The 14,340-nt window shown below is 34.8% G+C and carries 17 protein-coding genes; 15 read left to right on the top strand and 2 right to left on the bottom strand.

Going from position 1 to position 14,340, the window contains the following annotated elements:
* Positions 1-395: 395 nt before the first annotated feature.
* A complete protein-coding gene (locus ACRHNM_RS06140) occupies positions 396-980 on the bottom strand; it encodes a mobile mystery protein B (protein WP_431134740.1) in 585 nt (194 codons plus the stop codon).
* 2 nt (positions 981-982) lie between these two features.
* Positions 983-1,441, bottom strand: coding sequence for a mobile mystery protein A (locus tag ACRHNM_RS06145; RefSeq protein WP_183477848.1), 459 nt, complete (start codon positions 1,439-1,441; stop codon positions 983-985).
* A gap of 259 nt (positions 1,442-1,700) precedes the next feature.
* Between ACRHNM_RS06145 and ACRHNM_RS06150 the strand changes: the two genes are divergently transcribed.
* The 15 genes from ACRHNM_RS06150 to ACRHNM_RS06220 all read left to right on the top strand — a co-directional run bounded on the left by ACRHNM_RS06150 (position 1,701) and on the right by ACRHNM_RS06220 (position 14,314).
* The gene (locus ACRHNM_RS06150; RefSeq protein ID WP_431134742.1) at positions 1,701-2,528 is read left to right on the top strand and encodes a helix-turn-helix domain-containing protein; all 828 of its coding nucleotides are present in this window, start codon (positions 1,701-1,703) and stop codon (positions 2,526-2,528) included.
* A gap of 98 nt (positions 2,529-2,626) precedes the next feature.
* Positions 2,627-3,196 carry a YceI family protein gene (locus ACRHNM_RS06155; protein WP_431134744.1) on the top strand — a complete coding sequence of 190 codons (570 nt, stop codon included), beginning with the start codon at positions 2,627-2,629 and terminating at the stop codon, positions 3,194-3,196.
* Between the two features lie 283 nt (positions 3,197-3,479).
* Positions 3,480-3,782: a phosphoribosylpyrophosphate synthetase gene (locus ACRHNM_RS06160; protein ID WP_431134746.1), complete on the top strand. Its 303-nt coding sequence runs from the start codon at positions 3,480-3,482 to the stop codon at positions 3,780-3,782.
* Positions 3,783-3,815: 33 nt separating this feature from the next.
* The gene (locus tag ACRHNM_RS06165; RefSeq protein WP_431134748.1) at positions 3,816-4,607 is read left to right on the top strand and encodes a glucose 1-dehydrogenase; all 792 of its coding nucleotides are present in this window, start codon (positions 3,816-3,818) and stop codon (positions 4,605-4,607) included.
* Between the two features lie 22 nt (positions 4,608-4,629).
* Entirely contained in the window at positions 4,630-5,217 is a 588-nt protein-coding gene (locus tag ACRHNM_RS06170; RefSeq protein ID WP_431134750.1) for a DUF417 family protein, read from the top strand.
* Between the two features lie 34 nt (positions 5,218-5,251).
* Complete coding sequence (locus ACRHNM_RS06175; protein WP_431134752.1) at positions 5,252-6,136, top strand: pirin family protein; 885 nt, start codon at positions 5,252-5,254, stop codon at positions 6,134-6,136.
* A 453-nt stretch (positions 6,137-6,589) separates the two neighbouring features.
* Positions 6,590-7,237 (top strand): NAD(P)-dependent oxidoreductase, encoded by a 648-nt coding sequence (locus ACRHNM_RS06180; protein WP_008610595.1) that lies wholly within the window; start codon positions 6,590-6,592, stop codon positions 7,235-7,237.
* Between the two features lie 73 nt (positions 7,238-7,310).
* Entirely contained in the window at positions 7,311-8,279 is a 969-nt protein-coding gene (locus tag ACRHNM_RS06185; RefSeq protein ID WP_008610596.1) for an aldo/keto reductase, read from the top strand.
* A 210-nt stretch (positions 8,280-8,489) separates the two neighbouring features.
* Positions 8,490-10,001, top strand: a complete 1,512-nt coding sequence (locus ACRHNM_RS06190) for an aldehyde dehydrogenase family protein (RefSeq protein ID WP_431134755.1) — start codon at positions 8,490-8,492, stop codon at positions 9,999-10,001.
* Between the two features lie 69 nt (positions 10,002-10,070).
* On the top strand, positions 10,071-10,442 hold the full coding sequence (locus ACRHNM_RS06195) for a DUF779 domain-containing protein (RefSeq protein ID WP_008610598.1): 372 nt from the start codon (positions 10,071-10,073) through the stop codon (positions 10,440-10,442).
* 239 nt (positions 10,443-10,681) lie between these two features.
* Complete coding sequence (locus ACRHNM_RS06200) at positions 10,682-11,683, top strand: alpha/beta fold hydrolase (protein WP_431134757.1); 1,002 nt, start codon at positions 10,682-10,684, stop codon at positions 11,681-11,683.
* A 175-nt stretch (positions 11,684-11,858) separates the two neighbouring features.
* The gene (locus tag ACRHNM_RS06205; protein WP_431134759.1) at positions 11,859-12,389 is read left to right on the top strand and encodes a YceI family protein; all 531 of its coding nucleotides are present in this window, start codon (positions 11,859-11,861) and stop codon (positions 12,387-12,389) included.
* 69 nt (positions 12,390-12,458) lie between these two features.
* Positions 12,459-13,283: a 4,5-DOPA dioxygenase extradiol gene (ygiD, locus tag ACRHNM_RS06210; protein WP_431134760.1), complete on the top strand. Its 825-nt coding sequence runs from the start codon at positions 12,459-12,461 to the stop codon at positions 13,281-13,283.
* 17 nt (positions 13,284-13,300) lie between these two features.
* A complete protein-coding gene (locus tag ACRHNM_RS06215; RefSeq protein WP_431134762.1) occupies positions 13,301-13,723 on the top strand; it encodes a DoxX family protein in 423 nt (140 codons plus the stop codon).
* Positions 13,724-13,750: 27 nt separating this feature from the next.
* Positions 13,751-14,314 (top strand): TetR/AcrR family transcriptional regulator, encoded by a 564-nt coding sequence (locus ACRHNM_RS06220; RefSeq protein WP_431134764.1) that lies wholly within the window; start codon positions 13,751-13,753, stop codon positions 14,312-14,314.
* Positions 14,315-14,340: the final 26 nt, after the last annotated feature.

The following is a 14,340-nucleotide window of genomic DNA, read 5'->3' on the forward strand; positions in this document are numbered from 1 at the left end:
AAATTCTGTTCATTATTCTGACGTGTTCAGTGACACTGAACAGGCTGTTTTGGTGAACACTCATATAAGTCTTTTTAGATTGCCACGTCGCTTCGCTTCTCGCAATGACAAAAAAGAGGGAATGAGGACGTTGAGGATATTGAGGAATTAAGTGATTATTTTATTCTTTTTTGCATTGATCAAAAAAGAAACAAAAAAATCTAGGCTTACAATTCTTATTTACCCATTACGCTTTATGTCCTAAACAAAAAGAACTCGAAATACATTTCTCAAACAGCTTTTTGTTTTTAACGGACATTTCAGCTATGGGTCCCAAAGTCGAATTGTAGGTCGTTTTTAATACAAAAAGGAAAGACCGCTTTATGATAACTGATTATAAATTGAGCTGTTATTAATTAAGACAGAGCGAAGTTTAATAAGGGTTTGTAGTGGTTATTATCGGCTTGTTTTACTGCTTTAAGATACGCTTTACGTGTATCGCTATCTTTAGAGAGATTTGCTGCACCCCAAGAAAAGGGTTCTTTACCAAATAGCTTTTCAATAATAATGTCAGCCATTAATCTACTATGTCTCCCATTTCCATTAGGGAAACAGTGGATGCTTACTAAACGGTGTTTAAAGTAAATAGCGATTTCCTCTGGTGGATAGGTTTCGTTTTCTATCCAAAACAGCGTATCATCACAAAGCGCTTTTAACTGCATTGGGATTAGATAACTCTTAACCCCTATGTTTTTTTCTGTTTTTCTGAATGTTCCAGCCCACGCCCACACATTGCCATACATACGCTTATGTAAGTCACAAATAAATTTTTCTGTGAACACCTGTTGGGGTTTGAACTTTTTACCAAATATCCACTGTAAGGCTTCTTCGATATTGAGTTGTTCGAACTCGTCCAATTCGCCTTTAGTGGATATGGTTTCTATGAGTAAGCCCTCTTTTTCTTCTTCATCAATTGGGGTTTGCCCATCTATGTAGTCCAAGTTTAATCCCATAGCATTTTTGGCATTTCGTTTTTAATAATGGCTGTGCGCTCTTCAATCGCTTTTTTAATGCGCTGTTTAGAGTTTTCTTGATCTTCCAATTTCATTGTATTAGACGTTCTGGATACAATGCGTATTGCCAATTCTTTGGCTTTTCGCTCTATTAAATCATCTAACGTACCATCTTTAGGCACGAAGCCATATACCAATTGCATATCGAGCGCACTGGCAGTATCCTTTAAGGTTTTGAGGGTGATGTTCCCTTCTTTTTCCCTTGTTTCAATCTCCTGTACACTCTGTTTTGTAATAGACAATTTATCTGCCAACTGCTGTAAAGACATACCCAAAGATACTCTTACCGCCTTGAGCCAACCAGTGGGTGGTGGCGTTACTTGAGCAGCTGTATTAAACCCTCTTAATTTTCGGTCTAATTGTTCTAATTGTAATCTCTTCTTGTTCATAACGTAAGGCTTTAGACTGACATATTATTTACAAACGTAAGGTTTTAACCTGACATAAACAAATATTTCGTCAGCTTATAAACTGACATTAACAACCAAAAAGTAAGGTTATAGACTGACATATACTATGTGATTTCCTTAAATACTTGATTTCCTTAAATTCCTTAACGTTAAATTTATTAATAAAAGTAATTGGTTTAAAAATTGTAACTTTAGGGCATTACCGTTTTACGGCAACTATTTAACGTGTTTTAAAAAAATGGATGAGCCAGTACATATATTTAAGTTTGGTGTAGAGGACGCAAAACAAGTTGCCAAATCAAGCAATGAGCCTCACATTCATAATTTTGAGGAAATACTTATTGGAAAGGAAGGCGCTATAGAGCATTTTATAGATTTTGAAACCACTGTGGTAGAAGCTCCTTATGTTTGTTTTATTACCAAAGGCAAGGTTCATCGCGTAAAACCCATTTTGAAAGATGGTAAATGTGATGTATGGGTTATAAGGTTTCAAAGTGAATTTGCAGCAGAAATCATCTTTCAATTATATGCTACTTTTCATAATGACGCCAATATTTTTTGGCCTGTAGATAGAAAGACTGGCCGTATTCCTATACTAACAGAAATGATGCACAACGAGTTGACACACTCATCACCTAGTTTTTCACTTATTAGGCATTTGCTAAATGCTGTTATTTTACTCATTTTATCTAAAAAAAATAAGCAAGAAGAAAATGGCATCTCTAAACAGCAAAATGAAACTTTTACTAATTTTCTTTTGATATTAGAGGAAAATTTTAGACGACCATTAGGAGTGAATTTTTATGCTGAAAAATTATTTATGAGTAGTCGAAACCTCAATTTAATTTGCCAAAACATACTACAACAAAGCGTATCAGAAATTGTTGAGACTAGAAAACTTATTGAAGCTAAAAACTTATTAGTATCTACTGATAAAACAATAGCCGAAATTGCCTATGAACTGGGTTACAATGAGAATTCCTATTTTTCGAATGTCTTCAAAAAAAAATCTGGACAAACTCCTGGAGAATTTAGGAGCGAGATGAAAACCATGCTTACTTCTTAAAACTACAACTCTATTACCGAAAAGTGTAACACCTTACCTAGGTGTTGTTTCTACCTTTGTAATCAAATAACATTTAAACCATTTAAATATATAAGATTATGAAAAAAGCACTGTATTTATTAGTAATGACCTTTATAACAGTTGGTACTTACGCACAGACCCAATGGAAAGTTGACCCTTACCATTCTTCCTTGAATTTTAATATTTCACACTCTGGAATCAGTATTGTAAACGGTAAATTTTTGGAATACACTGGACAACTCACCACTAATGGTGATGCACTTGAGACTGCGAGTTTTGATTTTACTGTTCAAACCAAAAGTATCAACACCAATGTGGAGAACAGAGACAATCACTTAAGAAGTGCAGATTTTTTTGAGGTAGAAACATACCCTACGATGCAATTTAAGAGCACTAAAATATTAGCAACTGGCAAGCCAGACCATTTTTTGCTCTATGGAATATTGACCATTAAAAATGTTACCAAAGACGTGATTTTTGATGTGCACTATGGAGGTATCGCCAAGAGTGACCAAGGAGAAAAATTAGGCTTGAAAGCCACCACAAGCATTAATAGATTTGATTATAACATTAATTATGATCCAGCAGCAGCTGGTATTGGTAAAGATGTAACTATTATAGTACACTTACAATTTGCCAAGCAATAGTAAATTATAAACCAAGGATTTATAATCCTTTAAAAATTAGAAATCATAAAAAAATTTAGAACACAAAAATTGAGCAAACAAGAAGTTTATATCCGATATTTAATAGGAGCTTTTCTAACCATATTTGTATTAAAGGCAGGGCTTACAGGTTTTCTATTCTACTTTCTGCTAATTTTTACAGCACTACTAATTTTTAGTGGTATAGTGGAACGTAGTTACCTTAAAACCTTATGTGTTTCAGAGAAGTAGGAGAAAGAAGTTTTGACCATTACATATAATTACGATGAAAAATTATTCAACATTATCTGTCACTATGAATCGATTGAAAGCTGATGGTTATAATATAGATTTCAATTTAAGCGGCTATTGTATCCATTGCCCAAGTGAGCAATTAAAATTGAGTCCTTCGGAATTTCAAATTGATAAGTTTTTTCGGTTTGAAGGACAATCTGACCCTGCCGATGGTGCTATATTATATGCGATTTCATCTGAAAAGTACAATTTAAAAGGTGTACTCGTTAATGGTTATGGCATTTATTCAGAACCCTTGACGAACGAGATGCTTGCAAAATTAAAAACACATTAAACAAAATAATTACAATTTAAAAAGAATAAAGACATGAAACATTTAGAAAACAAAGTAGTCATTATTACTGGAGCAGCCATGGGACTTGGTTTAGCCACAGCGAAAGAACTCGCCTCAAAAGGCATTAATCTCACATTAGTAGATTATAATGAAAAAGGTTTAGCAGAAGCTAAAGCTGAAATTAACGAAGATTTTCCTTTGGTAAAAATTCACACCGTGGTGGCTGATGTATCGAATGAAGAGGCCGTAAAAAACTATGTAACGGAAACTGTAAAAACGTTTGGGAGAATTGATGGTCTATATAACAATGCTGGGATTGAAGGGAAACAAGCAAGTATCACCGAGTATGATATAAACATTTTCAAAAAGGTGATTGATATTAATTTGATGGGTGTTTATTATGGGATGCGCTATGTTATTCCGGTGATGCAAAAACAAAAACACGGGCGTATCGTTAATGTTGCTTCCGTTGGTGGTATTCGTGGCGTATTAAACCAAGTGCCTTATGTTGCTAGTAAACACGCCGTTTCTGGAATGACAAAAAACGCCGCTCTTGAATATGGTAGAGATGGAATAAATACAAACGCCATTGCTCCTGGAGCAATTTTAACTCCAATGGTTGCAGAAGCGTTTAAACAAGTAAATCCAGAAGATCCAAAAGCAGCAGAAACTGAATATGCACAACGTAATCCTGCCAAAAGATTAGGCTTACCAAATGAAGTTGCTAATGTGGTTGCTTTTCTTTTAAGCGAAGAGGCATCATATGTCAATGGTCAGACCATAGCTATTGATGGTGGGGAATCAAATATTTATGGTAATGTTTAATTAAAAAATAACTAAATAAAATATGCAAAAGCTTATCGAATTAATAGCAAACAGCCAATCTCAATTTATAAATCTTACACGGTTTTCCATATTTATAGTTATGGTATGGATTGGGGGCTTAAAGGCATTTCAATATGAAGCCGATGGTATTGTGCCATTTGTTGCCAATAGTCCGCTAATGGGCTTCTTTTATACTAAAGATGCCCCAGAATACAAGGCATACAAAAACCCTGAAGGCAAAACCGTACAAAAAAACATTGACTGGCATAAAGCAAATGGTACTTACCTATTTTCTTATGGCTTGGGTGCTGTAATTATTGTGATTGGGTTACTTACCTTATTAGGGATATGGTATTCCAAGATAGGATTTTTTGGAGGGCTACTAACTTTTGGAATGTCATTGGTTACCCTTACATTTTTAATTACTACGCCAGAAGTATATGTTCCTAATTTGGGAGGTGACTTTCCTACCCCTCAATTTGGATTCCCATATCTCTCTGGCGCAGGTAGATTGGTATTAAAAGATGTTATTATGATGGGAGCAGGATTAATCATAGCGTCGGATAGTGCCAGAAAAATAGTAAATTTAAGTCCTGCCAATAAATTATAGACATATAATATTAATTTATTCAAAAACAACCATTATGTCAAACATTAATCTAATTATTGAAGAAAGAGCTGCCAATATTGGAAAATTTATGGTGGGCAGGTTATTGCCGTTCAGGCAAAAAAGAATGGTAGGTCCGTTTATTTATATAGACCACATGGGGCCCGTTAAGTTAAACGAAAGAGAAAATTTTGATGTACTTCCTCATCCACATATAGGACTTTCAACACTTACTTTTCTATTTGAGGGAAGCATCATGCATAGAGATACTTTAGACAATCATGTGGAAATAAAACCTGGCGCCGTAAACTGGATGACAGCAGGAAAAGGAATTGTGCATTCTGAACGGACGCCAGATTATTTAAGGGATTCGGATAAACTCATGCACGGTTTGCAAATTTGGGTGGCTCTGCCCAAGGTGTTGGAACAAATGGAACCGGAGTTTTTTCATGTAGACAAACACCAAATACCTACCTGGAAAGAAGGTAAGCTTGAGTTTAAATTGGTGGCAGGAGAAGCTTTTGGAAAAAAATCACCCGTCCCGGTTTACAGTAAATTGTTTATGCTTGAAATAAAAAGCACAGGTAAGGAATCTGTAAATATAGGTGAACATCTTTATGGGGAATCGGGGTTATACATTCTTCAAGGTGCGATTGAAAGTGATGGTCATGTTTACGGCCCTAAGCAGTTATTGGTAAGCAAAGACAGTAGTTTATGCGAATTTACCATTCAGGAAAACAGTACTATTTACATCTTTGGTGGCGAACCTTTCCCTGAAGAACGCTTCATAGATTGGAATTTTGTTTCATCGGACAAGGCATTGATAGCTGATGCAAAACAAAAATGGATAGCGCAAACATTTGATAAAATAAAGGGGGATGAAGATGAATTTATACCCTACCCTTCAAACACAAAAAAATAAATATCTAAACTAAAATAGTATCAAGCCCAAAAAAGAAACTTTATAAAATTAAAATTAAGTCGCCAACAACTTATTGATGGTGAAATGAATGATTAAATTATAGGGTCACAAAAATTGATGGATTATTTGAGTTTGGTTTTTTCATGATTGTGTTTGTAGTTTGTCACGCTTGTAATTCTTCAAGTGGCCCTGATTTATTAAACGTAAATCCCTATAATACCAAAAACTACAACTCAACTACCGAATAGTGTAACACCTGCACCAATGTATGTAAGTAACTTTGCATTAAACATTAAAATATAATTTTTATGAAAACGAAAGAAAACCATGGAATTCCGCCTTTCTGCGATTCTGAAACGGGTATTTGCATTATACCAGCTTATTGTGTTGGGATGGACATAAACACCGATACAAATTGATATAAGCACAATTGTGATATTAAACAATACAATTATGAAAATAGTAATCATTGGGGCAACAGGGTTTTTAGGTTCCAAATTAGTGAATGAAGCAAGAAACAGAGACTTTGAAATAACTGCAATTGCTAGAAATACAGATACAATCATAGATAAAAAAGTGAATAAAATTTCTGTGGATGTCAATAATGTAGAGAAGCTTACTGAAGCATTGAAAGGACAAGATGTTGTCATCAGCGCATTCAATGCTGGTTGGACAAACCCTAATATTTATGAGGATTTTATTGCCGGTTCTAAATCAATTCAAGAAGCCGTAAAAAAAGCGAGTGCTCAAAGACTAATAGTTATTGGCGGTGCGGGAAGTCTCTATACAACTGAAAAGCAACAAATAGTAGATATGGTTGATTTTCCTAAAGAAATAAAACCTGGAGCAACTGCTGCAAGGGATTATCTGAATATTTTAAAAGAGGAAAAAGATATTGATTGGGCATTTTTTAGTCCCGCAATTGATATGCATCCTGGAATAACTACAGGTAGAACAGGCCAATACCGTTTAGGAAAAGACAATCCAGTTTTTGATCAAAACAATGTATCTAGTCTATCAGGAGAAGATGTAGCTGTTGTTATATTAGATGAAGTTGAAAGTCCAAAACATCATCAAGAACGATTTACAGCAGCGTATTAAATTAATGGGTTACCCAATTTAAAATAATCTTTATAAAAAAGGTTACACATTAATTTTTATAAAACAATTTAAAATGAAAAAAATAAAAATAGGACAAACAGACATAGAAGTAGCACCTTTCAACCTAGGGGGAAACGTTTTCGGATGGACTTTAGACGAGCAAAAATCTTTTGAATTATTAGATGCTTTCATCGAAGCAGGCTTTAACTTTATCGATACAGCAGATATGTATTCATATTGGATAAACGGAGGTGTTGGTGGAGAATCGGAAACCATCATTGGAAAATGGATGAAAGCCCGAGGTAACCGCGACAAAGTAATTATTGCCACAAAAGTAGGCGGACCTACCGGAGTACACGAAACAGACTCTAGCAGAAGACACATTTTGGAAGGGGTTGAAAAATCATTGGAAAGATTGCAAACCAATTACATCGACTTGTATTATTTGCATTACGACGACGAAAAAACACCAATAGAAGAAACCCTTAGAACGTTTCATGAGTTAGTAAAAGCTGGAAAAGTAAAACACATTGCGGTTTCAAATATTTCTCCGGAGCGACTTCGTGAATCATTGGAATTTTCAGAGAAAAACAACCTTCCTAAATATCAGGCATTGCAGCCTTTGTACAATTTAGTAGAGCGAAAAGGATACGAAACCGTTTATGCACCCATCGTTGCAGAATATAATTTAACGGTATTCCCTTATTTCGCATTAGCGGCAGGTTTTCTAACAGGAAAATATCGTTCGGAAACTGATTTTAGCAAAAGCCCGCGCGGACAAAGAATGGCTCAGTATCTGAATGAACAAGGTTTGAATATTTTAAATGCTTTGGACCAAATAGCTGAAAAACACAATACCGTTCCTGCAACGGTTTCATTGGCTTGGTTATCTGCTCAACCTCATATTGGTGGTCCCATTGCCAGCGCAACATCCAAAGAGCAACTAGAGCAAATCTTGTCGAGTACATCATTAAAATTAGACAAGGATGACTTAGTATTGCTTAATAAAATCAGCAAGCAAAAACATGCTAATATAGTCTAGATTTTTGTTGAAAACATATGAAAATAAAGACGTTATAATAGTTAAAAATACAAAAATTAAGGGAAAGGGAGTAAAAAAATTGTACCTTGCTTAAAACAGTTATACTGGTTTACTAAAGGCATAATTACTTTAAATATGATGTTACCTTTTACTGAAAAATAATACAATTATGTCTTTTTAACAAAAAAAAATAATCTAAATACAATAATTATGAGTAAAGAAACAATATTGGCTTGGCCAGAATTTAAGGAAAAATACGATAACTACATCAACGGAAAATGGACACCTCCTGCACAGGGAAAGTATTTTGACAATATTTCTCCAATTAACGGTAAGGTATTTACCAAAGCTGCACATTCTACCGCAGAGGATATTACCTTGGCTGTAGATGCGGCTCACGAAGCTTTTAAAACTTGGAGTAAAACTTCTGCAACCGAAAGAAGCATCATTCTGAACAAAATTGCAGACAGAATTGAAGAGAACCTGGAATACATTGCGACAGTTGAAACCATCGACAACGGAAAAGCAATCCGGGAAACAATGAATGCAGATATTCCTTTAGCAATTGATCATTTCCGCTATTTTGCAGGTGTTATTAGAGCAGAAGAAGGTTCTCTTAGCGAACTGGATCAAAACACAGTTTCCCTAATCGTTAACGAACCGATTGGAGTCGTAGCGCAAATCATTCCGTGGAACTTCCCGATTTTAATGGCGGTATGGAAACTTGCTCCTGCCTTGGCTTCAGGTTGTACTATTGTCTTAAAACCAGCAGAAAGTACACCTACTTCAATCTTAGTTCTGATGGAATTAATTGAAGATTTACTTCCTGCAGGCGTGCTGAATATCGTAAACGGTTTCGGTTCTGAGCTGGGAAGAACTTTGGTTACAAATAAGAAAGTGTCAAAAGCTGCTTTTACTGGTTCAACTGCAACAGGACGTATAGTGATGCAATACGCTACTGAAAACATCATTCCTGTGACTATGGAGTTAGGAGGAAAATCACCTAACGTCTTCTTTAATTCCGTAATGGATGAAGATGACGACTTCTTGGACAAAGCAATTGAAGGCGCAGTTATGTTTGCCCTAAACCAAGGAGAAATCTGTACAGCTCCAACCCGATTGCTTATACAAGAAGATATCTACGACAAATTTATTGCAAGGGTTATCGAAAGAGTTGAAGCCATCAAAATGGGCAACCCGTTAGATAAAACCACGATGATGGGAGCACAAACTTCTAAAGTTCAGTATGACAAAATTTTATCTTATTTGAAGTTAGGAAAAGAGGAAGGAGCAGAATTATTAACTGGTGGTGAAGCTGCTAAGTTGGACGGCGATCAGGAAGGTGGATATTACATCAAACCAACCTTGTTTAAAGGACACAATAAAATGCGAATCTTCCAAGAAGAAATCTTTGGACCTGTATTGGCAGTTACAACTTTTAAAACAGTTGAAGAAGCCATAGAAATATCTAACGATACCCTTTACGGTCTAGGGGCAGGTGTTTGGACTCGCGATGCACACGAATTGTATCAGGTACCAAGAGCCATTCAGGCTGGTAGAGTTTGGGTAAACCAATACCATGCGTATCCTGCAGGAGCTCCGTTTGGAGGATATAAGCTATCTGGATTCGGTAGAGAAAACCACAAAATGATGTTAGGCTATTACCGTCAAACCAAGAATATGCTAATCTCTTATGACAAGAAAAAACAAGGATTCTTTTAATTAACGTTTTGAAAAGAGCAAATTCCATTTAGGGTTTGCTCTTTTTTTAACAACCAAAATCAATAAATTATGATATCTCGCATAGACAGTACAGAAAAAGCAAATGATTTAATCAAAGTGCTGCAAAAAAAACACGGTGAACTAATGTTTTACCAAGCTGGAGGATGTTGCGAAGGTACACAACCACAATGTTTTGAAAAAGGAGGTATTTATTTGCGGATGAATGATGTTTGTATCGGAGAAGTGGAAGGATGCGAATTTTGGGTGGATCACGATTTGTTTGAATACTGGAAACATTCTCATTTTACACTCGATGTAACCGACGGATTTGGAGCTGGAGGATTTTCACTCGAAACACCACTCGGAAAAACCTTTCAGATTCATTACAGACTTTTTACTCCCGAAGAAACAGATAATTTGACTCCGATTAAATTGGCTTAATGCACTAACGTTGTTGCCATCTAATAAAGAAGTCTGTATAATCGTCAAGCGAGTTTAGGGACGGTACAAAAATATACTCACCCAAATGCACAACTCACCTAAGGAAGAGTTTAACAAACAAACGCTTACCTGTTTGTGTCTTTATGTTGTTCAATTAATAAAGCTGAAAATGCTCATTTTTCAAAAATCATTTTGCTAACAGATATTACATAAACAACAATCCATAAAATATAAAAACGATGAAAATGAACTTATTATCTATATTAACCTTTTTAATTACTTTTCAGTTTACGATAGCACAATCTGATAGCCTACAATGGTTGGACATTGAATTGTCTAACTATCAATATCCTTATGCTGTTTCTATTTTGGAGTTGAAAATACAAGAGCAAGATTTAAAAATGGCTTATATGGATATTACCCCTAAAAATTACAATGGTAAAAACATTGTTTTGTTTCATGGAAAAAATTTTAATGGAGCTTATTGGAAAACAACAATCGAAGCATTAAGCAAAGAAGGTTTTCGTGTCATCGTACCCGATCAGATTGGGTTTGGTAAATCCTCGAAACCAGAACATTTTCAATATACCTTTCAACAATTAGCACAAAATACCAAAACGCTACTTGATACTTTAAACATAAAGGAAACAGCCATTTTAGGACATTCTATGGGAGGTATGCTAGCTTCACGTTTTGCCTTAATGTACCCTAAAACAATCACAAAACTAATATTAGAAAACCCTATTGGATTGGAAGATTGGAAACTAAAAGCACCATACAAACCTGTGGAATGGTGGTATCAAAATGAACTTAAAAGTAGTTATGACGGCATAAAGAAATATCAATTAGAAAACTATTATGACAACAAATGGAAATCTGAATATGATCAATGGGTGAACCTATTAGCGGGTTGGACATTAAATTCAGATTATAAAAAAATTGCATGGAATTCAGCATTAACCTATAATATGATTTTTACGCAACCTGTGGTTTACGAATTTAAAAATATTACCGCTCCAACACTTTTAATTATTGGCATAAGAGATAGAACGGCTCTTGGAAAACCGCTTGTTTCTGAAGATGTTAGAAAAACCATGGGGCTTTATAATGAATTGGGTAAAAGAACCCAAAAGGAAATTCCTAATGCACAATTAGTGGAATTAGAAAATATAGGGCATTTACCTCATATTGAGAAGTTTGATAGTTTTATTCAACCGGTAATAAAATTTTTAAAAGAATAAGTTGCCAAAACCCTATCAAAATAATTGAGTGTTAGTCTAATCAATCACCAAATGGGTTCTGGAACGATATGAAAAACATCCTTCCTTCCTAAATCTACAACTCAACTACCGAATAGTGTAACACCTGCACCAATGTATGTAAGTAACTTTGCATTAAACATTAAATATAATTTTTATGAAAACAACAACATGGGCAATAGACCCAGCGCACAGCGAAATAACATTTAAAGTTAAGCACTTAATGATTTCTAACGTAAAAGGAGAGTTTAAAACTTTTGAAGCCTCTATTGATGGTGAAGATTTTACAAATTCAACCCTTTCCGCAAAAATTGATGCCAGTTCTATATCAACCAATAACAATGATAGGGACACACATCTAAAAAGTCCTGATTTTTTTGAAGTAGAACAATTTCCTGAAATCACTTTTAAGAGCACTTCCCTTAAAAAAGGAGATGATGATGAGTATAAGTTGGTTGGTGACCTAACCATTAAAGGTGTTACCAAAGAAATCACGCTTGATACCGAGTTTGGAGGTTTTATGAAAGACCCATACGGAAACGAAAAAGCAGGTTTCTCTATTAATGGAAAATTAAACCGTAAAGACTTTAGACTTAACTGGAATGCTGCCTTGGAAGCAGGAGGCGTTATGGTTGGTAATGAAGTGAAGATTAATGCAGAAGTTCAATTTGTAAAGCAAATTTCATAACTTTTTTATGAAGTGAATCGCAAACAATTTTTAAAATCCTTGGCACTTTTGCCACTTGCAAGTTCGAGTATGAATTTAAAAGATTTAAATAAAATGACCTCAACAATGAGTCGCACAGAAAAAATGCCCGTGTTGTTCCTTGGTCATGGAAGCCCTATGAATGCCATTGAAGAAAATGAATTTGTAGCAAACTTTAAACAACTAGGGAAAGAATTGGTGCGGCCAAATGCGATTCTCTGTATTTCGGCACATTGGGAAACCAAAGGTACTTTTGTAACAGCCATGCAAAATCCGCCTACCATTCACGATTTTGGTGGATTTCCACAAGCCTTGTTTGATGTGCAATATCCTGCACCAGGAAGCCCAGAATTGGCACAAGAAACCAAAAATATCATCACTCTGACCGAAGTTGGATTAGATGACAAATGGGGACTTGACCATGGCGCATGGAGTGTTATCAAGCATTTATACCCAAATGCAGACATTCCAGTAATACAGATGAGCATAGACTATTCGCAACCTGCAAAATATCATTATGAACTTGCAAAGGAACTAAACAGCCTACGCAACAAAGGTATTTTAATAATTGGAAGTGGAAATATGGTACACAACCTACGTAAAGTTGCTTGGGATAAACTAAATGATGAATATGCTTATGGTTGGGCTATTGAAGCTAATGAGAAGATGAAAAGCCACATATTAAGTGGAGACCATCAAAACCTTATCGATTTTAAATCGCAAGGAAAAGCCTTTGATTTGGCCATTCCAACACCTGAACATTATCTGCCCTTGCTTTATACATTGGCTTTAAAAGAAGAAAACGAAAACCTAACATTATTTAACGATAAACCTGTTGGAGGATCCCTTACTATGACTTCAGTAAAAATAGGTTAACAATTTTATTAACACTTATGAACAAACTATTTAATATAGATTTCAAGATAAACACTGTAAGTACTGTTTTATTAATCTTAAGAATTGGCATCGCAACATTCATGCTGGTGCACGGACTCCCTAAACTTCAAATGTTGTTTAGTGGTGAAATCCAATTTCCAGGAGTTATGGGAATGAGCCCAACATTTTCGTTGGCTCTTACCGTATTATCAGAAGTGGTATGCTCTATTTTAATTTTAATAGGATTGGGCACAAGACTCGCGTCAATTCCTTTAATAATCACCATGTTGGTAGCCGTATTCTTGATACATGGTAATGATCCATTTTCAAAACAGGAATTAGGACTTCATTACTTGCTGATATATATAGTGTTGTTTATACTTGGAAGTGGTAAGTATTCCTTTGATGCCATTATTCAAAATTACCTAATAAAGAAATAATTGAAGGTAGAACCAAGTACTTAAACAATGAATTTAAAAAAGAACATTATTGTTAATTCTCTTGAATTATTTGAAAGTTATGGCATCAAAGTAGTAACAATGGATGATATAGCTTTTAACATGGGAATTTCTAAAAAAACATTGTATGTACACTTTTCCGGAAAGAAGGATTTGGTAAAGAATGTCGTTCATTTTCTTTTTGAGAGGCATTTTTTAGCCATTGACAAAATTTTAGCTGAAAATGAATCCCCAATAAAGAAAATAAACAAGATTTATGAATATGCTGTGAATTACTTAATACAAGTTCCACCTATTTTTCATTTAGACTTGCAAAAATACCACGCTGAAGCTTATAGAATTTACGACCAAAATCGTTGCGAAATAATCTTTGGTATTGTTAAAAAGTTATTGGACGAAGGGCAACTGAAAGGAGAAATTGACAAAAGCATTAATACAGCTATGTTCTGTGAATTTCATTTAATTAGTTTAGATAAAATTATAAATAGCAAAACATTGTCATTAGGGTATAGTGTAAAAGATATTTTGCATAATACTATAGGCATAAGTTTGAAGGGGATTTTCAAAAAATAGAATTTCAATAACTATCTGGAAATTAT

Origin of the sequence: Psychroserpens mesophilus, assembly GCF_050617655.1 — a bacterium.
GTDB lineage: Bacteria > Bacteroidota > Bacteroidia > Flavobacteriales > Flavobacteriaceae > Psychroserpens > Psychroserpens mesophilus_A.